This is a genomic window from Halococcus dombrowskii, from assembly GCF_022870485.1.
Lineage (GTDB): Archaea > Halobacteriota > Halobacteria > Halobacteriales > Halococcaceae > Halococcus > Halococcus morrhuae.
In genome coordinates, this window is the sequence record NZ_CP095009.1 from 24,739 (window position 1) to 49,590 (window position 24,852).

A 24,852-nucleotide genomic window follows, 5' to 3' on the forward strand; every position below is an offset into this window, starting at 1 on the left:
TCCCGACCCAACAGCGTCCTCCAAAAGCACGGTTCGGCCGAGCGGATACGACGGATACTTTGCGTGTTCTTTCACGTGTTCGTGAGATCGAGACCGAGCGCCAGTCCATCACGAGAGGTGACGACTGATGGCAAATGAAACCGTAGCGCCCAAAGAATCTGCCTCCCGTCTGGAGCAGTGGTTCGGCTGGGTTGATGGCTCACTCATCGGCCTCATCCTTGGGAGCATTGCTATCGTCATCGTCGGTGGACTGATACAGGTGAGTTTCGGCACGTTCTCGATGTCGATTGTCGAGGCGTGGTACGCCGTATTCAATCCTGAGGTGCTCTTCAATCCACAGACATGGGAGGCATTCCTGTTAGGCGGCGAGATTCCCGAGATGGGCGAGCGCAGTCTCATCGTCTGGAACATCCGCCTCCCGCGGGTGCTCGTTGCCATTCTGGTTGGAATGAGTCTCGCCGTTTCGGGAGCGATTTTTCAAGCAGTCACCCGCAACGAACTCGCAAGCCCGTACATTCTTGGCGTCTCCTCGGGCGCAGGGCTGATGATACTCTTTTCGTTGATCGTCGCCGGTGGGCTTGCGGGTATTCTTCCGTTACTCGCCGCTGTCGGCGGTGCAGGAGCGTTTCTGCTCGTCTACCTTATCGCATGGCAGAGCGGAACCAATCCTGTCCGGTTGGTGCTTGCTGGCGTGATCGTCGGCACGGTTCTCAGCTCTGTTCAGACGGGATTGTTCTTCTTCGCCGATTCGTTGGGTGTAGCCCAGAATGCTCTTGCGTGGCTTACTGGCTCGCTCACGGGTACGGACTGGGAGCAAGTTCGCATAGCACTGCCGTGGACGGTGCTGGCGATAGCACTCGCACTCGCTGGCTCGCGACAATTGAACGTCCTCTTGCTGGGCGAACGGACGGCGAAATCGCTCGGGATGAGCGTCGAGAAGGTTAGATTCGCACTCTCGGGTGTGGCGGTCATCGCGGCCGCGGTGAGTATCACCGCCGCAGGCATCGTCAGCTTCGTCGGCCTGATTGTGCCACACCTGGTCAGAAATATCGTCGGCAGTGACTACAAGCGCCTCGTCGTTGGCTGTGTCTTTGCAGGCCCAGCGTTGGTGGTGGCCGCCGACGTGGGCGCGCGGCTCTCGATGCAGCTGCTGTTCGGGTCGCCCACCCAGATTCCGGTCGGAGTTCTCACCGGTCTCATCGGTGGGCCGTACTTCCTCTATCTGATGCGCAAACAGCAACAATTGGGTGATATCTGATGAGCAACAATCCGAAACCAATCGACACCACGATCGAATCGGAACTCGAATACACACCGTTGTTGCGAAACGGTGACGAACCAGCAGAGGAGGAGTCGCAGAGCGAAACCGGCACCCCATTCGCCGGCAAGGAGCTTGTCCTCGGCTACTCGGGGACGGACGAACCGATCATTGATGGGGAATCGCTCGTGATCCCACCGGGAGAAGTAACGGCTCTTGTGGGCCCGAACGGCAGTGGAAAGAGTACATTGTTGAAGGGACTCGCCGACCAACTGACGCCCGACGACGGACAAGTGCTGCTCGATGGGCGCGACATCCACACACTCGATACGAAGACAATCGCACAACAACTCGGCCTGCTCTCACAGGAGAACGTCTCTCCCGACAGCCTCACCGTCGAGGACCTCGCCACGCACGGACGCTATCCCCATCGTGGGTTTTTCGACTCGCTCACCAACGAAGACCAAGAAGCCATCGAGCGCGGCATTTCGCTCGCGGGTATCGGACACCTCCGCGACCGCGAGATCGGCAGCCTGAGTGGTGGACAGAAACAACTTGCGTGGATTGCGATGATCCTCGCTCAAGACACTGATGTCCTGTTGCTCGACGAGCCAACCACGTTTCTCGACCTCCACCACCAGCTCGAAGTGATGGATATCGTGGAGACGCTGAAGACCACCAGCGAGGTCACAGTCGTACTCGTCCTTCACGATATCAATCAGGCGGCGCGCTACGCCGAACACATGCTCGCGCTAAAAGACGGCGCAATCTACGCTCGCGGCGATCCCAGCGAAATCGTGACCGAGGCTCTGCTTGCCGATGTCTTCGAAATCGATGCGACGGTCGAACGAACCGAAATCGGACCGCAGGTCACACCTCACTGTGCAGTGCACGAGGACGATACGATCACTACCGACTTGGAAGCTGATTCTGGGAACTGAGAGCTGGAACGAGAGGTTCGTCAAGCGGACGATCCGCCGGTGTGCTCGCTTTCCCGTTTGGCGTGCCACCTTGAACGATGTGAACGCAAATCCATGATGAGAGATTAAACTACGCTCTTGCCGAATCTAGTGAAACACGTTGAGGGCAAAGCAGTCAACGAGGCCGTGTAGCGGTGCTCCGACGAGGTTCAACGTCCGTACGAACCCGTAGGTTCGGACGGACTGCTCCAATCCGGGTTTGGAGAGACCGCGGAACTTCTCCAGCCACGGCTGGATCAGCGACCAGAGGCATTCGACTTGATTTGTGTGGACGCCTTCGTCTGAGACGTACTTATCGTCGTGAACAACGGTTCGATGCTCGTGATTCATCTGCTGATACGCGGGAAATTCGTCGGTCCAGATCTCTCCCAGCGGCTGGGAGAGATCGCCTGCTTCCTCGATCACTGGCCCGAGATTCTCGTCGTATTTTGATCCTTCTTCGGCTGAGATCACCCGAAGCACGTCGCGGCTCGCCGCGACGAGCGTGAGTTTGTCGCCCGGTGCTCCCTCCCAGCGTGATCGGCCCGGTTCCCCAGAACCGCCGCGGGAGAGACCGTCCCGCGGCGGCGATTGACCTTTGTAGCCCGAACACTTCGAACCGGTTTCATCGATCTGTGTTGGTCCCTCGACGGTGTGCTGGATGCGCTCCCAGACGAGGGGAAAGCCGCGTTCGAACGCGGCTTCCCCATCACGGAGTTGCGTATGGATCGTGTCGTAGCAGGAATCGAATAGTTGGGCGATCTGGTTGATGCTGAGCAAGGTATCAACGTAGAGAATGAAGATGAGAAGGAGTTCACCGGGTGTAAGACCGGTGTTTGCGAACGGCGTGTTTCGGGTGTATGTGAAGCTATAGCGGCAGTTACGACACCAGACTCGAGGACTGCCGTCCCGAGTCTGGAGAGCTGTTTCTCCACACTTGGGACAGGGAGCCTGCTCCCACGCACGCTTGCAGCGCCGCTCGACGATGGCGTCGAGCGGCTCGGGGCGGAACACTATTGCTTGGCGCTCAACAACTTCCTGGAGCATCCCGCCGAAAGCTGTCCGTTGGAGCACATCCACTAGCATACGGCGGGATGCTGTAGTTCCTCCGCGACTGTTTCACCAAACTTGGCAAGAGCGTTAAACTAATTGAGCTATCAATCCATAATTTCCGGCTAACACGGGAGACAGTAGCGCCTGCTAGTCCGGACGAATCCGTAAGCAATAACCAGTGATTCCGCGACAAGTTCGATCCCGAGGCAATTCTATTGGGTGTCGAAGCAGGAACGGATGGTTCGAAAAAACGACAGCAACAGACCATTACGCTATTTTTGGCCAATCGAACCGACCAATAGCTGGTACGCGCCGTGATTCGTTCCCTCGTCGTGGTAGACGACCGGCTCTTCGATGGCGGCGAACGTCTCGCCGTCGAGTGTAACTGCGGTGACGATACCATCCGTTTCGAGAGTGGTTCGGGAACCAGTATCCACCTCAAACATACGAAGTCCGTGAACGGTGCTATCACGCGCCCGGAAATGCTGTGCGCCGGGCACGGCCACGCTGTCGCCATCGGTGGCGATTTCGCCCGCAAATCCACCGACCGAATCCGTCCATATGCGCTCGCCATCGCAGTATCCGAAGATCGTGTGCTCGTCGGGGTGGAGCGAGTCCGTCTCGCGCCCCTCGGTCGAGTAGGTGTTTCCGGTGACGAAAATGATGGCATCATCCGTCGCGTGAACGTGGTTCGGGTAGGCATACAGTATCTCGTCATCGATTTCGACCGGCATAGCGAGATCCGTCTGCCACCGTTCGGTGCCATCCGCTCCGAGGAGATAGCCACGGTAGTCGCCGTGGCTTGTGACTGAGGCCCCGTTTTCCATAAGCGAGACATCACCGACGCGCCGCTCGCCATCCGTACCGGGATCCCAATCATACAGTTCCGCGCCGGTTTCGGTGTCGAGAACGACCAGCCCGCACTGGTGGGTCCCGGGACAGCGGTTGTACGCGACCGCAAGGCGAGAGTCGCACACGTCGAGACTGATCGGCGAGGCATCGGTCTCGTAAGTCCACGAAACATCGCCATCCGCGTCGAAAGCATAGATGACGCTCGTGAACGACCGATTTTCTCCATCGCGCTCGTAGCGACGTGCGGCAGCGTAGAGTCGTTTTTCGTCGGATGTGATGTCGGCGACGAATGGCAGGAAAAATCGAGACTGCTTCTGTGAATCGCCGATATCCTCGGCCGTAGTGTATCGCCAGCACGTTTCGCCGGTGTGGCTGTCGTGAAGCCGAACCTCACCATAGGAACCACGCTCGCCGACTGCGACGCCACCGCTGAACGGTACTACAAAAACGACAGCGGCCCGTTCGTTCGATGACTCTGCTCGCCAGCACTCGTCGAGTGTCTCCCGGTCGTAGGCGAGCACGTCGCCAGCGGCTGTCCCGACGACAACCGCATCCTTGGTCAGCGCGACGGCCGATCGCCGGCCGGCGTGTCTGGACCGTGCCGGCTCAATGTCGCCGAGACTGACCACCCGGTATTCGACTGTGCGACTCATCTGTTCCGGTGTGTCACTCATCGACTGGGAACGTCTCGTGGAGCAGGTCGTGGGTCTCGCCCACTCCCTCAAGGATGCTTTCGCCCTGCTTGGTCAATCGGCGGACCGACTGCTCGGCATCGCGGACCGCCACCAGCCGACCGCGGAGGTAGTCGTATTCCGGATCGTCCGCGTCAGTAGCGGCGATTTCTTCCTCCAAGTCCACGAGCGCCGCGTCGAGGTGGCGTTTGATTTCTGAGAGTGTTTCGGCCTTCGCGAGGGCCTCGATAGGTCCCTCCAGATGGCCGTCGAGTTCTTTCTCGGCGTGTTCACGCGCGCTTCGGTCCGCGGTGCCGAGGACGTTCATCAGTCCGAGTCGGAACGCTTCGAGTTCGTAACAGCTCATAGTGTTTGATCGACGAGGTCCGAAACGATGCGATCGCGGTCGAGGTGCGACGAGACGATGCGTTCTACGTCGTCAGTGCCGACACCGCCGTACCAAATGCCGTCGGGCGATACCGTGACCATTGGCCCGTCGCCACACCGCCCGAGACACGACGACCGAGTGATGCGAACGTCACATGCGTCCGAATCGCGCGCTTCCTGACGGAGGCGTTCGAGCACGGCTGGCGAGCCGTCTGTGGCGCAGGTCTGGTTCGTACAGACCGTAACGTGTTTTTCGGGCGCGTCGTGGGCGTGCGGATCGTCGGCGACGTTCTCGCGGTCGGCGTGGGTCTCGTTGTGGGTCAGCGCCCGGAGCATCGCCCGCGCACCGCCGGTGTCCTCCTCATAGCCGTCGAGTTCGACCTTGTACTTGCAAGTGTCGCACGACATCTCGACGCTCTCGGTTCTGGCTTCCTGCCAGCGGTCGGCGAGCACATCCAGTAGTCGTGAGTCGATGCCGAGCGGGTCGCCGGCCCCGGTATCGACGTAGGGATAATCGTCGTCGAATTCGGTCGTCCGGTCGCGGACTCGCTCGGTGAGCACGCCATCGCCAAGCATGTACGGGAGCACGGCCACGGCATCGGGCCGGTGTTTGGCGACCGAGTGCAACGTCTCGTTGAGGCGCGGTTCGGTAACTCCGATGAACGACGTCTCAACACGACTGAACGGCCGACCTTCATACAGCAGTCGGGCGAGTTTGTGCGCGTCGCTGTTGGCGTCCGGATCGCTCGATCCTCGCGCACAGAGCACCACCGCCACATCATCGGTCGCGCGGTCGATTCCTAACGCTGACTCGACTGCCGCTGCCCGGTCATCAAGTAAGTCGATAATGGCGGGATGGACACCGAGGTGGGATCCGTTGTGGATTGTGAGTTCGGGGTGAGCCGTGCGGGCCTGCCGAACTGCCACCGGCACGTCGTTTTTGACGTGGCTCGCCGCGAACAGAGAAAGTTGGACCACACTCACCGTCGAGACGGTCGGTGCGAGTCCCGCGATAGCGTCGGCAATCGACGGGGCAGCGAGTTCGAGGAATCCCGCATCGACGGGGACGCCCAATCGCTCTTCCATTCGGGCGGCCAGCGTACGAACTTGCTCGTTCGATTTCTCGCGCCGAGAGCCGTGACCGACCAGCAGGACCGCCTCGTCGTCGAGTTCGGACGGTACGTCCTGCGCGCCAGCCGTCATCCGAGATCACCGACATCGCTGCCGGTCGCGCGCTCGACGCTCCGGCGGAGTTTCCGTCGTCGTCCGTCAGAGTAGCACCCCGATTCGTCGCTTTCGGTATAGACCCACTCGGCGAATTCCCCAGTATCGGCATCGTCTGCGAGTCCGAACCAGTAGCCGCCCGATGAGGTCTCGGCGAGGCCATCGGTAGGAACATGCAGGTTGGCGTCGGCGAGCAACGAGCGAATCGTCTGCAGCAAGCTCTCGTCGTCATGGACGAACGAAATCCCGACCGATCCCGATGATTCGCGGAAGCAAACCGTTCCGCAGGCTTCGAGGAGGCCACGAACTAGCGGCGCGCGATGGTCGGCAAATGAATCGAACCGATAGCCTCCCGGCTGGCCGTCGATTGGCAATCCGAGCGCCGCACCCGAGCGGTCGGCCGGGGAACCGAAGACCTGTATCTCGTATTCGTCCTCGTACCGGACGATGGAGGCATCATGGGCTGGCTCGCGGGCGGCAACCTGGTGGCCGGTCCGGTCGGCACCTGCGATCGTCGCCAGCGCATCCGCCGCGCGTTCGTCCTCTGTGTGGACGGTCACGCAGTTCCCTGTGAGCTCGCCATCGCCCGCGACGCGACCCCAGAAATACGCCGTTTCCGGCGTGGCCGCGAGCAAGTCCTCGGCAGGTCCCGGGGCTGCGTCGGCAGTTTCACTCATCGTCCACCGCCGTCACGTCGATTGCACCGACTGGACACGCACGGGCGGCCTGCCGGGCGTCTTCAATTCGCTCGTCGGCGAATCGTGCGGTCAGTTCGTCGTCACCGTTGGCGCTGCCGTCGGTGTCGATAGTCGCAAGCCCGTCCGACGCCTCGGTGAAGCGGTCGTCGCGGACCAGACACGCGAAGATTCCGTCACAGGCGTCGCGGTCAAGTCGGACTTGGTATTCAGTAGTCATATTTCGACTCGTAGCCCCGTGGCGTCACCATCCGATCGTCCCAGACGTAGGTTTCCTCGTTGCCGACGAGGATAGTAGTCGTCATGTCGATGAGGTCGGTCTCACCGAGTTCCTCCAACTCGCCGAGTTCCACGATTTCGACTTCCTCGTCCTCGCGGCCCGCTCCGTGGACGATGCCCACGGGCGTGTCGGGCGCGCGGTGTTCCAGCAGGATTTCACAGCATGCCTCGAAGTTCTTGCGACGCTTGCGGCTCCACGGGTTGTAGATTGCAACGGTAAATCCCTCGCCTGCGACGGCGTGAAGCCGTGATTCGATGTCTTCCATCGGCGTGAGGTGATCCGACAGTGAGATGCTCACAGTGTCGTTGACGAGGGGAGCACCGAGCCGTGCGCCGCAGGATTGAGCGGCGGGAACGCCCGGAACGACCTCGAAATCCACCATGCTCGCCGTCGCGCCTTTGGATTCGAGGATTTCGAGCGCGAGTCCAGAGAGCGCATACACATTTGGGTCGCCGCTGCCGATGATGGCGACGTCGTTGCCCGCGAGCGCGCGGTCGATTGCCTCCTCAGTGCGGGAGACCTCGCCGCACATCGGCGTGTCGTAGAGGTCGTCGGCTGATTCAATGACTTCTGCAGGCAGGAGGTCGATGTACGTCGTGTAGCCGACGATGTGTTCGGCTGCCATGAGTGCCGCGCGGGCGCGCTGGGTCATTCCCTCGGCCTGTCCGGGTCCAAGACCGACCGCAACGAACCGGCCGGGGTCCGCATCGAAGTCATCGACCGTCGAGGCGACCTTCTCGTCGGTTTTCTTCTTTTTCGATGCGCCACAATTCGATTCCGACGACTCAGAGGAGCCACCGCATTTCGAGACACTGTCGTCGGTGCTCGCGGCGCTCGTGACGCCACCGTCAGTCTCTGTCGAGGCTCCGCAGTTCGATCTCGATTCCGTTTCGGCACTGTTCGAACCGCAGTTGGTTTCGGATTCGGTACTCGCGTCGTTGTCGGTGGTGTCGTCAGTGTTCATTTTAGAAGTCCTCCACGTCACGTCCGCCACGCGGGGTGACGAGGTACTGCCGGTGGTCGTTTTCCCAGACATTTGTCTCGTGAGTGCCGACGAGGATGGAAGTCCCCATCCCGCCGACCTCGTCGTCGTGATCGTTGGCGTCGCCGAGGGTGGTGATGGTGTGGGTCTCGTCGTCCAGATTCCGGCCCGCATCACCGCGTCCGGCATCATTGAAAATCCCGACGGGAACGTCGTCGTCGCGCTCCTCGCGGAGTACGTCGATGGCACGCTCGTAATCCCGCCAGCAATTATAGAGGACGATAACGAACTCGGAGATGGCCGCTGCGCGCAATTTCTCCTCAATTTCGTCCCAGCCGCGCCACTTGTCCGAGAGCGAAATCGTGCAGAAGTCGTTGCTGAGCGGCGCACCGAGGTTCGCTGCACCACCCAAAGCCGCCGTCACGCCTGGCACGATTTCGATGGGAACGTCGTCGGCGTCCTCGGCCTCAGCCATCGTGAACAGCAAGTCGGATTTTCCATAGACGTTCGGATCGCCGCCCGAGACGTGGGCGACATCCTCGCCGTTCCGAACCCGCTCGAACGCCTCGCGGGCGAGTTCGACCTGTTGGCCCATCGAGGACCGGACGATTTCCTGTTCGGTTCCATCGGGATGAACCGCCATCCCGCCGTCGGTAACGGCATCTTCGGATGGAATGGTGCCGTCTTGGCGCAGGAATTCCTGATAGAGGTTCGATGCGATCACACAGTCGGCCGTCGAGACGATGTCCTTCGCGCGCTGGGTCATCGCATGGGGCAGTCCCGGCCCTATGCCGACGACATAGAGTGTACCCATCCCCTCGGTTGATTCGCTCGTCATCGTCCCACCGCCACCGTCACCGCGTCGTCGAATCGTTCTTTCTCGCGCGTGAGTTCGTGGTCGCGCCCGCCAGCGATGGCCGACGCTTCGGCTATTCCTGGCCAGCCGATGAGTTCTTTCGAGCGCGACGAAGAGGGACCCTCGAACTCCTCCAAGGTCTCCTTTTCGAAGAGCACGACACCGGCTCCGATTTCTTGAGCGGCATCGTACATCCCTTCTTCACCCTCCTTGCGGGTGCCGGTGGCAACGAAATCGACAGCCGCGAAGTCGAGTCCGAGGGCGGAAAGGGAATCTTCCCACGCATCGAGGACTTGCTCTTTCTTCACCCCCGAGACGGTACCCGTCCCGAGAACCACGCCCTCATCGCCGTTGCGTTTCAACACCGTCACATCGTCATCCACGAGGACCGCATGCGGGCCGTCGAGGCGGGCGACAGGTCCGAGTTCGTCGTTCAGCACTGCGAGATTCGTCGCCACGGTCGAATCGCCGTTGACGACGTGGGTGTCGAGGGCTTTCGCCTTGCTCTCGACGCCCTGCTTGCCCGCGGCCTCGCTTGCAGTGGTCATTGCGGGAACAGCACCCAATGTGGAGAGATCGTGGGCGACCTGATTCGCGCCGTGATGGCCGCCTGTGATCGGGATGGCCCACGTGAGCTCCTCGTCCACGACCACGATGGCGGGGTCGTCCCACTTGCTGTCGAGCAGCGGCGCGGTTTTACGCATCGCAATCCCCGAGGCCATCAGTCCGATGAAACAGTCGTACTCGCCCCAGTGTTCCTCGAAAACGTCACCGTGGTACTCGATGATGTCCACGCGATCGTAACCGTCGCCGATTCCATCCTCGATTTCGTGGGCCGTATCGAGTTTGCGCTCGAAGCTGATGATAGCGATTTCTTCAGCCACTTCCCCGTCCGAGTCCGGGGTCGAACAATGGTCGCCCGATTCCTCGTCCGTATCGTCGGTGTTTGTGTCGGTTGTGTCAGTGCTCATGATTCAATCGTCCGCCTCGCTTTGTTCGCGATTCGCCCAGTCACCGTAGAGATACGACCGCTCGTAGCCCGCTTTCCGCGCTGCATCGCCGATGACGACCATCGCGGAGGCACGGTAGCCGGCGTCTTCGAGTTTCTCGCCGATGGTAGCGATCGTTCCCTCCACGATGTCCTCGTCGGGCCACGAGGCGTGATAGACGGCGGTCACGGGCGTCTCTGGGTCGTGGCCCTCGTCGAGAAGTCGGTCCATTGTCTCGCCCACGGCGTGGGTTCCGAGATAGATGCAGGTTGTCACGTCACCCATCTCGACGAATTCGTTGATGTGGTCCTCCTCGATGTCTAAGGTCTTCCCCTGCGGCCGGGTGAACGCGACGTGGTTCGCCACGCCGTTCAGGGTGAGTTGGGTCCTGAGTGTCGCACTCGCCGCGAATGCTGAGGTCACGCCCGGCACGAGATATGTGGGCACTTCCTCGTGTTCGAGCGCGTCCATCTGTTCGAGCGCCGCACCGTAGATCGCGGGATCCCCACTGTGAAGACGGACGACGGTTCGTCCGTCCTCGTAGGCGTCGCGCATCAGCGGCACCAACTCTTCGAGGTCCTTACCGATGCTCGACACCTGTTCGGCGTCGGCACAGAACTCGGAGAGGAGCTCGCTGTTGACCAGCGACCCTGCGTGGACAACCAAATCGGCCGCCTCTACCAACTCTTTTCCTGTGACGGTGAGCAATCCGGGATCGCCGGGACCGGCACCGATGAATGGAATTCCTTCTTGAATTTCGCCGGCGGTCCGCTCGTCGATGCGCGGGTCGCGCTCGCTGCGGGCCGTTGCCGAATCGATGGCGTCCTGTGGCTCAGTCATCGCGAGACTCCCGAAACCTCGTCGCCACAGAGTTCGCCCTCAGCGCGTTCGAGTCGTGCGACCTCGCTCGGCATCTCGTCGGTTAGCTCTCGATCTTCCTCCGATGTGGGCCCGCCATCCGTCTTCGTCACCGTTTCAGTATCTGAAGTGGGCGCGGTCTCGAACGTCGCGGTGGCAGGTTCAGAATCGAGGCTGAATTTTTCGGCATACGCTAGCGTGTAGTAATCCCGGTCGGCCAATGTTTCAGGATCGTCGGTCACGACGGTCTCGCCCTGCTCCATGTAGAGCCGACGACCGTACACCACGTCGTAACCCGCCTCCACGAGTCCTTCGTGAGTCGCGGGCACGTCCGTGACTTTGAACAGCACCATCCGGTCCGGACCGGTAGGAGTCGCACCGCATGGTGCCTCGTGGAGCGCGATATCGGCTCCCGACGCGATTTCGATGCCGAGTGCGGTGGTGAAGGCCGTGACGGCACTCACGCCGGGCACGGTTTCAATCTCGATATTCGGATGAAACGCGGTGAGGGTCCGCCGCAAGTGACCGAACGTCGAGTAGACGTTCGGGTCGCCAAGCGTGACGAAGGCGACGGTCTCCTCGCGCGCACGTGGTGCGATTTCTTCGGCGGCCTCCTTCCACGCCCGACGGAGCTCATCCTCGTCGCGGGTCATCGGGAAGTCGAGGTCGCCGATGCAGGTCTCTGAGACGTGTTCGGTTGCAACCGACCGCGAGAGGCGTCCGGGTGAATATACGACCGCGGCCGATTCGAGAATCTTCTTTCCGCGGACGGTCACGAGATCGGCTTCGCCGGGTCCGAGTCCGACACCGTGGAGAGTCACTGGGTTTCTCCATCCGTTGCGACCCCGCCGGCTCCGCCGACGAGCATATATACCGGATTATCCGAATCGAAACTCGTTGCGCCTGCGAGATCGTAGCCATGACTCACTTGGAATTGAACGACGTCATCGAGGAGGTCCCGATCACGGAACGCCTCGGTAGCCGCACCGGCGACTTCGAGCCGCGAGACATTCATGACCACCCTGCCGATACCGGTTTCGACCGCGTGGTCGAGAACCTCCTCGTAGTTGCGGCTGCCACCGAGGAATAACACATTCGCGTCGTCCGGCAGTCCGTCGGGCGCTTCCGCCTCGCGGAATTCTACGCCCTCGACGTCATTTGCGGCGAGGTTCTTCCGAGTGGTTTCGAGTCGTTCCGGCTTTCGTTCGAGTGCAGTGACCCGACCAGCGCGCCGGGCCGCCTCGACCGTGACGGCTCCGGTACACGAGCCGACCTCTGTAAAGTGGTCGGTCGGTCCGAGATCGAGTTTGCTCAGAAGGACCGCCCTGACTTCTGGCTTCGTCGGGCCAGCCTTCGCCTCGTATGGAAGCAATACGCGCGACATCACCATGGACAACTCACGCAGACCGTAAAACAATTTTGGTTGTTTTAAGGAATCTCTAATTGTGTAAGTCGTGGCAGGTAGAGTTGTAATACAACCTTATCAGAGATAAAGCAAAAATACTTGAGCTATCATTGCTGAGAATGTATAATGTCGAAGAATACTGACGACGCCGACGGCTCCAGTGTTCTCCAAAGCAAACGCAACGCCACTAGATATCAAATTTTGGTACAGATTGCGGAGCGACAGCCGGCGGTAAGCCAACGTGAAATCGCTGACGCTATCGGTGTCACTTCCCAAGCCGTGAGCGATTATCTCCTCGACCTCGTCGAGCAAGGATATGCTATTAAACACGGCCGTGGCCGATACGAGGTTACCAAGGAGGGTGTCGACTGGCTCATGTCCCAGACTGATGCGTTGCACGAGTTTGTCCAACATGTCTCTGAGGACGTCATCGGGCAAGTGGAGATTGAAACTGCCATCGCAACGACGGCGATCAGCGAGGGTGAAACCGTCTCACTCACGATGCAAGACGGCGTCCTGCGGGCGCTGTCCGGCGACATTGGCAACGCAACTGCAGTTGCGGTAACGAATGCAACTGCCGACCGAGATGTCGGCGTCACAGATTTTGATGGAGTTGTCGATTATGACGTAGGGACGGTGACGATCGTTTCAATTCCTCACGTCGAAAACGGGGGAAGTGCAACAGTAGACCCAACTCTGATATCCGACTATGTCGACACGCACGAACTGGTTGCGACTGCCGGCACTGAAGCGTTAGCCGCAGTCCGCGCAGCGAGTCTCGAACCGGATATCCGATTCGGTACTGTCGCTGCTGTACGGGAGGCAGCCACAAAAGGACTGGATGTCCTGCTACTGGCCACAACAGACGTTCTTTCAGCGCATACGGATGAGCTTCGGGACAGAAACATCAGCTACGAGGTAGTCGATGCCGCTGAAGAGTGATCTATTCACTGTGGGCAGCAGAAGACGATCATCAGTACCTCACAAAGCGGGTTAGGTGAACGGGCTGCTTGGTGGATTGATGGAGGCCAACCAAGCAGCCAGTGAACTCACAGAGGACCAGGTGCTTAACTTTCTCGTCAACACGCTCAACGAGGAGATCGATATCGGACTCGGCGAGAACGCCGATATCGACTCCAAGGACATCTGGGACGTCCTCGTCGGCGCAACAGCCGACGAGGACTCGGTCAGTCACCTCTGTGAGATTTCAGAGGACTCACCCCACGGCAATACGATTCTCCATCACCTCCGGACGAAGTTCGAGCTCGCAGAGCTCGAACGAGTCGGCAAGACGCTCATCCAACAGGATACCCTCGAACTCCTTCCGGATCGGCCGGTGGAGGTCGTCGCCGACCTCCACCTCCGTCCGTACTACGGCGAGGAGTACGACTCCAAGGAAGAACTCTACGAGTCACTCGCCAAAGCTGGAACGACCACGTTCCACGGCTATGCCACACTCTACGCCCGCGTACGCAACAAACGCTACACGCTGGCGGTGCGCCGTCTCACCGACGGCGACACCGCCAGCTCGATCCTCGCGGAACTGCTCGGCGTGCTCAACGGCCTTAACCTTGAAGTCAAGGCCGTCTACCTCGATCGGGAATTCTACGATACGTACTGTCTGACGCTGCTCGCTGCCCACAACTACGCTTTCGTCATGCCGATCGTGAAGTGGGGCGAGAAGATTCAGACCGAACTGAGTGAAGGCTGGAGCCGCGTGATCGACCACGACCTCCGAGGGGAAATCGACGGTCACACGTGGACCGTCGATTTCCCGGTCTACATCGACTGTACGTACCAACAAGGAAAGTACGACGAGGAAGGTGTGGCGCGTCACGGCTACGCCGTTGACGCGCCGTTCATCGACACACCGCGTCAGGCTCGGAAGTACTACAGCCGACGCTTCGGGATCGAATCGACCTACCGGTTGTCCGAACGAAGTATTGCGATGACGACGACACAGAATCCGGCGGTGAGGTTTCTGTACGTGCTGATCAGCTACCTCCTCCAGAATGCGTGGCGGTATCTCCACTGGGAGTACGTGGCGTCGCCGCGCCGAGGCGCGCGACGCCTCTGGCCGTGGCGATTCGATGAATTCCTCGGAATGGTGCGGAGAGCAGCGGAGACGGCGCTCGCGGTGCGTCGCGCCGTCCCCGCAAACAAGCCACCGGACGACCGCTTCGAGCGGTAATCCACCGACCGGGAACGCCTACTCAGCGAGTGGCAACACCGTTGCGTCGGCGGCGTTCCGCCGCCGACTGCGACAGGTTTGATGCTCTCGGTGTCGAACAACCCTCCTCAGCAGTTACTCGGCACCGATTTCTCCACCGAATTCACACTCAGAAGCAGTCAACCGACGAGCTTTGTGAGGTACTGATCATAGTTTCACTCATGAAAGCGACCGCACAAGCATATCCGATTCAAGGCTTGATCAAGTATCATGGACTTAGAAACACTGAATACAATATCCCGTATCATGACTCAATCTCTGTTTGCACGGCTCCATCGAAAACGCGCACCACTGTGGAGTTCGGCTATAGAAGTGATTCCTGTCTCGTGAATGGTACTGAAATTGACAATGAGGGTTATGAACGGGCAACAACGGTCCTTGATCGGATTCGGAATCTTGCGGATATCGATACGTCTGCTCGAGTGGTATCGGAAAACACCTTCGAATCAAATGTGGGTCTCGGTGCTTCAGCATCCGCGTTCGCAGCACTTACGCTTGCGGCGGCGACAGCCGCGAAGCTAAATCTTTCTCGCAAAGAACTCTCTGCGGTGGCGCGGCGCGGTGCAACATCGGCAGCACGAAGCATAGCTGGTGGATTCTCACATCTCCGATCAGGCCAATACGATGAAAACTGTGTTGCAGAGCCAATAGCGAACTCATTTCATGAAGACGTTCGTATTGTAGTTGGAGTGGTGTCACAGTACAAGAAGACTTCCCGTGCGCATAGAGAAACACCACAATCTCACCTTTTCCGTGGGCGACTTGCGTATATACATAGTGCCCTGGCAGAGATGCGCGAAGCAATCCAAAATGGGGATTTCGAATCGGTGTTCGCGCTCGCTGAACAAGACTCACTGAACCTCCTCGCAGTAACAATGACGGGTCCTGAAGGCTGGATTTACTGGCAACCAGAAACCCTCAATCTACTCTTACTGGCACATCGCCTACGCGAAAACGGTATTCCAGTCTTTTTCTCATCAGATACGGGAGCGACAGCATATCTCAACACAACTACTGAGTACGCTGATAAGGTTGCCAGTGAAGTTGAAGCACTAGGTATCGAATCTCGTATTTGGAAAGTCGGAGGCGGTGCCGAGATTGTTGATGGTCACCTATTTTGAGTGGCATAAACCTGAATTTGTTGTAGAAAAGAATGCTATCATAATTGAACAAAATTGTGTTACGACCCCCGGCTTCCGAGTGTTTCGACGTGTGAAGATGCTCTGAGTGCGAGGCACATTTCGTGTTTCACTGACAATGTAGCTTCCATATCCTCACTCGAGATTAGAGAGCTAAGCACGAGTAAATGGGTAGTCACATACTAATCATACACGAATTTCACACATTCCATGGAGAGGTCACCACGCTTCTTTGAGTGCTGGGAAGGCGTGTAGGAGAACTGGATTCTAACCGAACTGGCCGCAGTTACTCCCACTGTCCCACATTGAAACATTCAAATATTGATTCACGACATCATCGGCAGCAGATCTCCCAATCTATAAGTAGATCTTGGTGGATTTTAGCACTATGATGTCATATTATCGCCTCTTGCAATTGCAAGTGAGGTGAAAAAGCCATAATAGGCAATCACACCTGCCAACATACACAAATAGTATGCCCATTGTGGGCCATCGAGTACGTTGAACAAAATTGAGACCATCGTCACCCAACTGCAGGCGAACACCAGATCGATGAGCATGTCAGATTGGTTATCACTAATGTATTTCTGGAGATTCATTGATGATATCTCGAAGTACAGCTCTTACACAATCCACGGCTTGTAAAGGCGCGGGATTTGCTGCAATTGCTCGTATTACCCTTCTTGTTCTCTTGAGTTTCGAGTGGTACGGTTCCTCCTCCGTGTCTAGGCGACACAGGCTGTACTTGTGATGCGCCGAGCAGCAATTGATCGTTAACGGTGGTTGATAGTGACGCTCTTGACGAGGGAGCCACTCCTAGCACTGTCGAAGGACTGATCGGCGCTAAGGTGGACGATCTTCCGGATGAGTATCTGCTCTGTAAGTTCGAGATGACCCTCGGCTGCCGAGCTTTCAGGTGAAGGGAGACATCAGTCGTTAGTCGACGTGAGAATCTCACTGTTCCTCACCACCGTCTGTAGCAACCTCTTCCGCACTCTCCATTCGGCTCATTGGCTCAGGGCTGTGACATTGGCGAACCATACGTTTGACCTCTTGCGGCGGATCGTCGGTGACTAGTGAGATCGCGATGATGACGGTCATTACGACCGGCACGCCGATCAGTGCCGTTGATGTCGCGGGCAGCACTGCGTTGAGTGCTGGCAGGAGAGGCCCCTCGCCACCGATGACCTCCGAAGCATAGTCGTTGATGATGGTCACGATAGAGATCGCCAGTCCGACGAGCATCCCGGCGAGAGCCCCCTCTCGAGTGGTGTGCTCCCACCAGAGACCGAGGAAGAACACAGGAAACATCACGACACCAGCGATTGCGAACGCCACAGCGACGAGGGAGGCGATGACGCCAACGTCGGCAATCGCTGTCGCCGCTACCAAAATCCCGAGTCCGAGTATCGTCAACCGGCCCACGATGAGCTGCTCGCGCTCGGATGCCTCGGGTTTGTAGAGGTTCGTGTAGATGTCGTGTGCGGCAGCCGAAGACCCGGAAATGAACAGCCCTGAAACCGTTGCCAACGCCGCTGCGACCGCCCCGGCAGCGACGAGACCAACGAGCCATTCTGGAAGATTGGCAAGTTGTGTCGTGAGAACGACTACGACATCACCCTGAGCCGATGTGAAGGGGAACGACAGTGCTTCACTCTGGTCAAACAGCAACGTACCGAAAGCGGCGTATGTAGCGGTGCCCCAGTACAGCAAACAGATGAAGAACAGTCCCCAGACGCAGGACCACCGAGCCGTCCGCTCGTTGTCGACTGTGTAGAAACGCACTAACACGTGTGGCAGCCCACAAGTACCGACGATTAGGGTGAAACACAGTGCCACCCATTCGTAGTAACCGGCGTTGACGAAGGGGGCCGTGAATTCGCGAGCGATCTGCTCCGCGACGAGCGTCGCTTCATCGCCGAACTCGAGATATGGGAGTACGGTCGAATAGCCTTGTGTCCAGCCGACTGCGTATAGCCCACCAAGGAATGCGATGATGAGAATGACATACTGCAGCGCCATGTTCTTGGTCGTACCTAACATCCCCGAGAGGGCAACGTAGCCGATAGTGACGCCCATGAGAAGAATTACTCCCTGCGTGTAGGTCGTGCCGAAGAGATACATCGACATCAGCCCCATGCCGCGTCCCTGGCTGACAGCATACACGTATGCGATGAACAACGTCGTTACTGCCGCAATGGCGCGGCCAGTGTCGGAGTAAAACCGGTCTGCGACGAAATCCGGTGCCGTGTACTTACCGAACCGACGAAACTGCGAGGCGAGGAAGATGAGGAGAATGAAATAGCCTGCTGTCCAGCCGACGAGATACGCTAGGCCAAAGTAGCCAAGCGTGGCAATGGTTGCTGCGACGCCAAGATACGACGCCGCCGACATCCAGTTGGCACCGATTGCCATCCCGTTCTCGATGTTCCCAATCGACCGACCAGCGACCCAGAGATTGTCCGTATCGGCCACACGGAAGAAAAAGCCGACTGCAAGGAAAGCTACTAACATCCCAATGGTTGTGAGTGCCGGAATGAGTTTGAAGCCGATGTCGAGTCCTTCAGGAACGATTTGCAATAGGAGATCCGTACTCATGCATTCTCACCGCCATCAGTTGCCGTCGCCGAGTCGGACTTCGTTCTCGTCTTTCCGTGCTCAATTCCGTATTTCTCATCGAGTTTGTCGCGTCGGTAGGCATACACCGCCGACAGGACGAGCGCGCCGAATGGCGCGCCGATACCCGTCAGGAGAATATGTAACTGGAAACCAAGGACAATTGTCTCGGTCATCAGGTCAGGAAAAACGAGTGCAGCCGTCACCGGTCCAAAAACGGCCACCGTCCAAGCGAGAAACGTCACCCAGATTAGTTTTAGGTGGTCTCGCATGAACGCAGTATCTGGCTTGAAGATGTTCACTTCCGCATCGAGGTAGTTAGTGGAACGACTGCTTGTCGTCATTCCACCGTCTGTCTCCATTGTTCTCGAATCGTTCGGTGTCTGTATGCGGTCGTCAGTCATTTTGTTACTATTGTTGCCGTGCTCGTCTGTGTTTCTAGCCACTGCTGTGTAGTATCATCTGTCTGATGACACAATTTCGAAGCCGACATTACGAATCAGCTCCCCCGACTTGCCGCTGGATTTCGTCGACGATCTCTGGGTTACGGAGCGTGTTCGTACTGCCCACTTCTTCCCTGTTGGCGACATCTTCCAACAATCGGCGCATGATTTTTCCTGAACGGGTCTTCGGGAGTTCAGGGGTGAAGACGACCTCTTCAGGACGCGCAATGGGGCCAATTCCATCTTCCACACCGGCGATGATTGCATCCTGCATCTCATCATCGCCCGCGTAGCCATCCTCGGTGATGACGTAGGCGTAGACGGTCTCGCCTTTCACCTCGTGGTCGCCGCCGACGACTGCGGCCTCGGCGACACCCTCGACGCTGACGATGGCGCTCTCGATCTCCATCGTCCCGAGACGATGACCGGAGATGTTGACAACGTCGTCCACCCGACCGAGGATAGTGAGGTAGCCGTCGTCATCGATTTTCGCGCCGTCTCCTGGGAAATAGACCCAGTCGTCGGGGTCGCCGGAGTCGGTATCGGAGTACTCTGCCCAGTACTCCTCGATGAAACGCTCATCGTTTTGATACAGCGTTCGCAACATGCCGGGCCACGGCTTCTGGATGGTAAGGTGGCCTGCCCGTCCAGCCGCAACTTCTTCACCGTCGGTATCGACGATTCGGCTACCGATGCCCGGCAACGGTGGGCCGGCAGATCCGGGTTTCATGCTATTGACACCCGGCAACGTCGTTACCATCAGCCCGCCAGTCTCGGTCTGCCACCACGTATCGACGACCGGACACGACTCGCCTCCGATATTTCTGTAGTACCACTTCCACGCCCTCGGGTTGATGGGCTCGCCGACGGTGCCAAGCAGCCGGAGGCTCGATAGGTCGTGACGAGCGGGGTACTCTTCGCCCCACTTCATGAACGATCGGATCGCCGTCGGTGCGGTGTAGAGTTGGGTGACGTCGTACTCCTCGACGATCTCCCACAGTCGGTCTTTCTCGGGGTAATCGGGCGTGCCCTCGTACATTACGGTCGTCGTACCGAGCGCGAGCGGGCCGTAGACGATGTAGGAGTGGCCGGTGATCCAGCCGATGTCCGCCGAACACCAGTAGGTGTCCTCTGGTTTGACGTCAAGAACAGCGTGGCTCGTCCACGCAACCCACGAGAGATAGCCCCCAGTGGTGTGTTTGACACCTTTCGGCTCACCGGTCGTTCCCGACGTGTACATCAGGAACAGCATGTCCTCGGCGTCACGGGTGACCGGCTCGACCTTCTCTCCTTCGTGGTCTGCAATCAAGGTGTCGTAGTCGTGGTCTGCCTCCCGCATCGAGTGCTCGTACTCGTCGCCGAGTCGGTCGATGACGACACCCGTCACGTCATGCTCGACAGCCGCTACCCCCTCGTCAGCTTTCAGCTTGTGTTCGAGAGCCTCACCACGGCGGTAGTAACCGTCACAGGTCACCAGCACCGGAGAATCGGCACTTTCCATTCGGGTCGCCAAAGCGTTGGCCGAAAAGCCGGCGAACACTACTGAATGAGGGGCACCGAGGCGGGCGCACGCGAGCATGGCAATCGGTAGCTCCGGCACCATCGGCATGTAGAGGGTAACTACGTCGTCAGCCTCGACACCCTGATCGCGGAGGGTTGCCGCGAACTCGTTGACCTCGCGGTGGAGGTCACGGTAGGTGTAGGTGCGGGTGTCGCCGAGCTCACCGACCCACTCGATGGCGGTCTCGTCGCCGCGTTCGTCGAGATGACGGTCGAGACAGTTCGCGGATGCGTTGAGTTCGCCACCGGTAAACCACTCGTAAAACGGCGGGTTCGAGTCGTCGAGAACTTGCTCATACTCCGTGGACCAATCGAGGAGGGTCGCGGCGTCTTCCCAGCATGCCGGCCAGTCGTCCGCGGACTCGTCGTAGATCGACGGATCGGTCACGTTTGCCTGTTCGACGAACGACCCCGGTGGCTCGAACTCGTCCTGTTCAGCCAACCGGGCCTCCAGTTCGACATCTTGTTCCGACATTGGCGAGTTGCTCTCCAAAGGGATCTATCATAAAGAAACGTCCTAATTATTCCAATGATTTCGTTGCTCCCACCCTTCCCGGGAAATTCATGAATATGTGGACCGCTACCGTGTCTTTTCTCACCAAGATGAACAATAATGTCGCCCACGAGTACTGTTTTCGTGGCAGTGGCTATCCTAGATAGTTAGATTCGAGTAGCCACGGCTGACTCGTAGGTTTTGCTAAACGCTCTCGTCGAAGAACGAACAAAGCAATTTTTGCTGGGCGATGCGAAGGTGATGGTGGAGAGTCGGCGACGAGACGTTGAGTGAATCGGCCAGTTCCTCGGCCGTGGAGTCACGCGGCCACTCGAAGTAGCCGCCAAAGTAGGCTGACCGAAGCGCCGCAGTCTGTCGTTCGGTAAGCTCGTCGGCCAGCGTCTCGCGGAATCGGATATCGGTCGTGGTCTCAGGTTCGGTTTCCCGTTTCGCCGTCAGATTGACCGTGGGAAACGCGTCGGTCACGGTCTCGACAATACGCCGAACGTTTATATCTGTTGATACTTCTCCGACCAGCCGCCCACCCTTCGAACTGACCTCGTAGGACCGAATCTGGCCACCGGCCTTCGCGAGCGCCTGAATCGGAGAATGCCGAAGCATGAGTTCGAGCAGCATGCCCGTCTCATCACCACTGACAAACCGAACGTCGCCTACCGCATCAGTAGCGGTCGCGTGTTCGAAGACCGCATCCGGCGTGACCGCTTGAGTCGAGACGTAACAGAGCACCCCCTCGTCGGCGGGGACGATGCCGACGAGTTCGAACTCACAGTTGAGAGCGGCCGCGGTTTTGGGCAGGAACGCTGCCTCGCGCCCGATATCGAAGGTCAGTTCTGTCACTGTATCGGCGAGTAGCAGCTGCCGATGTTCGATCACGGCGAGCGCGTGGCCGACCTGTGCACCGAGCGCGCCGAGTAAGTCACGCTCGATAGCGTTGACTTCCTCCCGAAGGGTGCCGATTCCGAGCAGGCCACGGGTTCTCTCCCCGACGAGTGGAATAGCAAGTAGCGTGGTGTTCCCAACATCTGCGGCCCGGACTGTCTGTTCCTCGACCACGTTGGTGACGAGGTCGGTCCGGTCTGCAAGTGTTTGGTTGATACTGTCGGCTGCGACGTCGGCGTGTGCCCGAACCGCGAGGCCATCCCCAGCCGTCTCCGCGACCCATGCAAAGCGATAGCCGTCCGTATCAGCCAGCTGGTCGCAGACCATCTCGTGGATGTCCGATGCGCTAGTGGCGACCGCAAGTGCTTCCCCGACATCGGCTGCGACCCGTGCCGCTCGCCGGAGCCAGGCGGGTAGGCCGTTGGCTGCCAGTGTGCCTCCCTCCGAGAGAGCCATCGCGACCGCCTCACGATCCGGGGTCGGGAGGTGGGGTTCCAGCGCGCCCACCCGCTCGTAGGCGGTCACTGCGAGGACGATTGGTATGTCAATACCGTCGTGTAACAGTTGGCGGGCATGGGCGGCCCGGAGGTCCCGCGTTGAGACGTCACGGAACCGGTTGTCACCGGTCGCGTCAGCGGCCCGCGTGCCGCTCTCGCTGACCAACATCTGGATGCGACGCTCCGAGACATCCACGAGTGGGTCAATGTCGTCGACCGATTGGGCGTATTTCTGTATCGAATGGGCTACTGCTGCCGGAACAAATGCCTCGCGATTTCCAACGTTGAGCAGCCGTACTGTGCCGGTCCGCTGAATATCAGCGGGACTGATGGCAACCACTTCGTTTGGCTGGAGTCCCACCTCCCCACACAATCGGACAACGAGGTCTTCACGGTGGGTCTGGGTCGCCCGACGGAGACGCTCATAGCCACCCGCACAGAGGAACTGGGCCACTTCATCCATCCTGTTTCGGTTCTATTCGGGAGAGCGAAATAGATTCTGCGGTCGATACGCGCGATCACCGCTATTAGTTCCTGGTCAGTTCCTCTGCCCCTCGGAAATGCTTCGAAAGAATCTATTTATCCGAAAGACCGTCTTTGTTCGAATCCAGCTCGCCGACAACTTCGGGGTTGCGCAGCGCGCTGAGGTCGCCGTAGTCCTCGTCGTTGGCAACCGATTCCAACAGCCGACGCATGATCTTTCCCGAGCGGGTTTTCGGAAGCTCTGGCGTGAAGACGACCCGGTCAGGACTGGCCGCTGGTCCAATCGCCTCCTCGACGGCGGCGATAACCGCCTCGTAGAGTGCATCGTCGGCAGCCTGCTGTGTCGCCGGGTTGACGTAGGCGTACACTGCCGTCTCTCGCGTCGAGCGACCGACGCCGACGACTGCGGCCTCGGCAACGCCCTCGACGCTGACGACGGCACTCTCTATCTCCGCGATTCCGATTCGCTGGTTGGCAACGGTGATGGCGTCGTCCATTCGGCCAAGAAGACGAATATATCCGTCATCGTCGGCGACCGCTTCATCGCCCGCGATGTAACGCCACTCGTCGCCCGCGGCGGCACTCGCCCCCCAATCAGTCGCCGCCGCAAGCTCTTGGGGCATTCCTGGCCACGGCGTCCGGACCGCGAGCATACCCCTCTCGCCGGCCGGCCGCTTATCGCCGTCCGGCCCGACGACGGCAACGTCGATACCCGGCAGCGGCGGCCCGGCGGAGCCGGGCTTCATCGCGTCGATACCGGGAAGCGTCGAGACGAGGATAGCTCCCGTTTCAGTCTGCCACCAGGTGTCGACAACTGGACAAGATTCACCGCCGATATGTCTGTAGTACCACTTCCATGCCCGCGGGTCGATGGGTTTGCCGACGGTACCAAGCAGCCGGAGGCTCGATAGATCGTGACGGGCGGGATACTCCCCGCCCCACTTCATGAACGACCGGATCGCCGTTGGTGCGGTGTAAAGGACATCAACAGCGTTGCGTTCGATGATCGAAAAGAGACGGTCTTTTCGAAGGTGATCGGCAGTTCCCTCGTAGAGCACGGTCGTCGTACCGAGCGCGAGCGGGCCGTAGACGATGTAGGAGTGGCCGGTGATCCAGCCGATGTCCGCCGAACACCAGTAGGTGTCTGTGGACTTGATATCGAGCACGTTGCGTGCGGTCCACGCAACGTGAGCAAGATAGCCGCCGGTGGTGTGCGTAACGGATTTTGGCTCCCCGGTTGTCCCGGAGGTATAAATTAAAAATAATGTTTCCATCGAGTCGCGGGTGACCGGTTCGACCTCACACCCGGCGTTGGCAGCAAGCAATTGATCGTAATCGTACTGGTCGGTCCCGAGTCGGGTATTACCGAGTCGTTCGACGACGATAGTGGCTTCGAGGTCGTGGTCGATGCCCAAACGAGCGTTGTCCGCCCGGCGCTTTTGGTTGACTGCGTCACCGCGTCGGTAGTAGCCGTCACAGGTCACGAGAAAGCGCGAATCGGCACGCTCCATCCGGGTGGCCAGCGCATCGGCCGAAAAGCCCGCAGAAACAACGTTGTGCGGTGCACCGAGGCGCGCACAGGCGAGCATTCCCACGACCAGTTCGGGGACAACCGGCAGATAGAGAGTGACGACATCGTCTGTCTCGACACCGTGCTCGCGGAGGGCCGCCGCGAACTCATTGACCTCGCGATGAAGGTCGAGGTAGGTATAGGTGCGCGTCTCGCCGAGCTGCCCCTCCCATCGGATCGCAAGGCGATTTTTCCGCTCGTCGAGATGGCGGTCGAGACACTCGTGACTGGCGTTGAGCTTCCCACCCTCAAACCATTTGAACGGCGGTGTTCCATTATCAAGAACTGCGTCATATGATTCGAACCAATCGAGGAGGTCGCCGGCAGCGTCCCACGCTTCGGGCCACTCGTTGCTGAAGCGTTCACGGGGGTCACTTGTGAGGGTGGCCCGTTTGCGGAACGCGGATGGCGGGTCAATCGCGTCGTCGACGTCCATTGATTCGACTGTCAGG

23 protein-coding genes are annotated in these 24,852 nt (G+C 59.1%); 5 read left to right on the top strand and 18 right to left on the bottom strand.

The annotated features are described in order from the left end of the window. Window positions 1–127 precede the first annotated feature (127 nt). Window positions 128–1,258 carry a FecCD family ABC transporter permease gene (locus MUK72_RS18220; protein ID WP_244707027.1) on the top strand — a complete coding sequence of 377 codons (1,131 nt, stop codon included), beginning with the start codon at window positions 128–130 and terminating at the stop codon, window positions 1,256–1,258. After that, window positions 1,258–2,199: an ABC transporter ATP-binding protein gene (locus tag MUK72_RS18225; RefSeq protein WP_244707029.1), complete on the top strand. Its 942-nt coding sequence runs from the start codon at window positions 1,258–1,260 to the stop codon at window positions 2,197–2,199. Before MUK72_RS18220 ends, MUK72_RS18225 begins: the two co-directional genes overlap by 1 nt. A 126-nt stretch (window positions 2,200–2,325) precedes the next feature. Here the strand turns inward: MUK72_RS18225 and MUK72_RS18230 are convergent, their stop codons facing one another. The 12 genes from MUK72_RS18230 to cbiT form a co-directional block, all read right to left on the bottom strand. Then, entirely contained in the window at window positions 2,326–3,303 is a 978-nt protein-coding gene (locus MUK72_RS18230; protein WP_244707031.1) for an IS1595 family transposase, read from the bottom strand. A gap of 239 nt (window positions 3,304–3,542) precedes the next feature. Continuing rightward, complete coding sequence (locus MUK72_RS18235) at window positions 3,543–4,775, bottom strand: outer membrane protein assembly factor BamB family protein (protein WP_244707219.1); 1,233 nt, start codon at window positions 4,773–4,775, stop codon at window positions 3,543–3,545. 13 nt (window positions 4,776–4,788) lie between these two features. Continuing rightward, window positions 4,789–5,160: a DUF3209 family protein gene (locus tag MUK72_RS18240; RefSeq protein ID WP_244707033.1), complete on the bottom strand. Its 372-nt coding sequence runs from the start codon at window positions 5,158–5,160 to the stop codon at window positions 4,789–4,791. Further along, window positions 5,157–6,383: a CbiX/SirB N-terminal domain-containing protein gene (locus tag MUK72_RS18245; protein ID WP_244707035.1), complete on the bottom strand. Its 1,227-nt coding sequence runs from the start codon at window positions 6,381–6,383 to the stop codon at window positions 5,157–5,159. Before MUK72_RS18245 ends, MUK72_RS18240 begins: the two co-directional genes overlap by 4 nt. Further along, on the bottom strand, window positions 6,380–7,081 hold the full coding sequence (locus tag MUK72_RS18250) for a cobalamin biosynthesis protein (RefSeq protein WP_244707037.1): 702 nt from the start codon (window positions 7,079–7,081) through the stop codon (window positions 6,380–6,382). The genes MUK72_RS18245 and MUK72_RS18250 overlap by 4 nt, the downstream gene beginning before the upstream one ends. Continuing rightward, a complete protein-coding gene (locus MUK72_RS18255) occupies window positions 7,074–7,319 on the bottom strand; it encodes a ferredoxin (RefSeq protein WP_244707039.1) in 246 nt (81 codons plus the stop codon). The genes MUK72_RS18250 and MUK72_RS18255 overlap by 8 nt, the downstream gene beginning before the upstream one ends. Continuing rightward, entirely contained in the window at window positions 7,309–8,343 is a 1,035-nt protein-coding gene (gene cobJ, locus MUK72_RS18260; RefSeq protein WP_244707041.1) for a precorrin-3B C(17)-methyltransferase, read from the bottom strand. Before cobJ ends, MUK72_RS18255 begins: the two co-directional genes overlap by 11 nt. A gap of 1 nt (window position 8,344) precedes the next feature. Continuing rightward, window positions 8,345–9,199, bottom strand: a complete 855-nt coding sequence (locus tag MUK72_RS18265) for a precorrin-3B C(17)-methyltransferase (protein WP_244707043.1) — start codon at window positions 9,197–9,199, stop codon at window positions 8,345–8,347. Then, a complete protein-coding gene (gene cbiG / locus MUK72_RS18270; protein WP_244707045.1) occupies window positions 9,196–10,188 on the bottom strand; it encodes a cobalt-precorrin 5A hydrolase in 993 nt (330 codons plus the stop codon). The genes MUK72_RS18265 and cbiG overlap by 4 nt, the downstream gene beginning before the upstream one ends. Before the next feature lie 3 nt (window positions 10,189–10,191). Continuing rightward, entirely contained in the window at window positions 10,192–11,046 is an 855-nt protein-coding gene (locus MUK72_RS18275; RefSeq protein ID WP_244707047.1) for a cobalt-precorrin-4/precorrin-4 C(11)-methyltransferase, read from the bottom strand. Further along, window positions 11,043–11,885: a cobalt-factor II C(20)-methyltransferase gene (locus MUK72_RS18280; protein WP_244707050.1), complete on the bottom strand. Its 843-nt coding sequence runs from the start codon at window positions 11,883–11,885 to the stop codon at window positions 11,043–11,045. Before MUK72_RS18280 ends, MUK72_RS18275 begins: the two co-directional genes overlap by 4 nt. Next, window positions 11,882–12,448 carry a precorrin-6Y C5,15-methyltransferase (decarboxylating) subunit CbiT gene (cbiT, locus tag MUK72_RS18285; protein WP_244707052.1) on the bottom strand — a complete coding sequence of 189 codons (567 nt, stop codon included), beginning with the start codon at window positions 12,446–12,448 and terminating at the stop codon, window positions 11,882–11,884. The genes MUK72_RS18280 and cbiT overlap by 4 nt, the downstream gene beginning before the upstream one ends. Window positions 12,449–12,595: 147 nt before the next feature. On the opposite strand from cbiT, the gene MUK72_RS18290 reads away from it, so the two are divergent. The 3 genes from MUK72_RS18290 (at window position 12,596) to MUK72_RS18300 (ending at window position 15,820) form a co-directional block, all read left to right on the top strand. After that, a complete protein-coding gene (locus MUK72_RS18290) occupies window positions 12,596–13,411 on the top strand; it encodes a DUF7839 domain-containing protein (protein WP_244707054.1) in 816 nt (271 codons plus the stop codon). Between the two features lie 79 nt (window positions 13,412–13,490). Beyond that, window positions 13,491–14,660 carry an ISH3 family transposase gene (locus MUK72_RS18295; protein WP_244698896.1) on the top strand — a complete coding sequence of 390 codons (1,170 nt, stop codon included), beginning with the start codon at window positions 13,491–13,493 and terminating at the stop codon, window positions 14,658–14,660. A gap of 200 nt (window positions 14,661–14,860) precedes the next feature. Beyond that, entirely contained in the window at window positions 14,861–15,820 is a 960-nt protein-coding gene (locus MUK72_RS18300; protein WP_244707056.1) for a GHMP family kinase ATP-binding protein, read from the top strand. A gap of 404 nt (window positions 15,821–16,224) precedes the next feature. Here MUK72_RS18300 and MUK72_RS18305 read toward each other — a convergent pair whose 3' ends face one another. The 6 genes from MUK72_RS18305 to MUK72_RS18330 all read right to left on the bottom strand — a co-directional run bounded on the left by MUK72_RS18305 (window position 16,225) and on the right by MUK72_RS18330 (window position 24,836). Beyond that, window positions 16,225–16,437, bottom strand: a complete 213-nt coding sequence (locus MUK72_RS18305) for a DUF8119 family protein (protein ID WP_244707057.1) — start codon at window positions 16,435–16,437, stop codon at window positions 16,225–16,227. A gap of 355 nt (window positions 16,438–16,792) precedes the next feature. Beyond that, the gene (locus MUK72_RS18310; protein ID WP_244707059.1) at window positions 16,793–18,436 is read right to left on the bottom strand and encodes a sodium:solute symporter family transporter; all 1,644 of its coding nucleotides are present in this window, start codon (window positions 18,434–18,436) and stop codon (window positions 16,793–16,795) included. Continuing rightward, window positions 18,433–18,858: a DUF4212 domain-containing protein gene (locus MUK72_RS18315; protein WP_244707061.1), complete on the bottom strand. Its 426-nt coding sequence runs from the start codon at window positions 18,856–18,858 to the stop codon at window positions 18,433–18,435. Before MUK72_RS18315 ends, MUK72_RS18310 begins: the two co-directional genes overlap by 4 nt. Before the next feature lie 88 nt (window positions 18,859–18,946). Beyond that, window positions 18,947–20,932 (bottom strand): acetate--CoA ligase, encoded by a 1,986-nt coding sequence (gene acs, locus MUK72_RS18320; protein WP_244707063.1) that lies wholly within the window; start codon window positions 20,930–20,932, stop codon window positions 18,947–18,949. Between the two features lie 222 nt (window positions 20,933–21,154). After that, on the bottom strand, window positions 21,155–22,810 hold the full coding sequence (locus tag MUK72_RS18325; protein WP_244707065.1) for a bacterio-opsin activator domain-containing protein: 1,656 nt from the start codon (window positions 22,808–22,810) through the stop codon (window positions 21,155–21,157). Between the two features lie 112 nt (window positions 22,811–22,922). Next, the gene (locus MUK72_RS18330; RefSeq protein WP_244707221.1) at window positions 22,923–24,836 is read right to left on the bottom strand and encodes an acetate--CoA ligase; all 1,914 of its coding nucleotides are present in this window, start codon (window positions 24,834–24,836) and stop codon (window positions 22,923–22,925) included. Window positions 24,837–24,852: the final 16 nt, after the last annotated feature.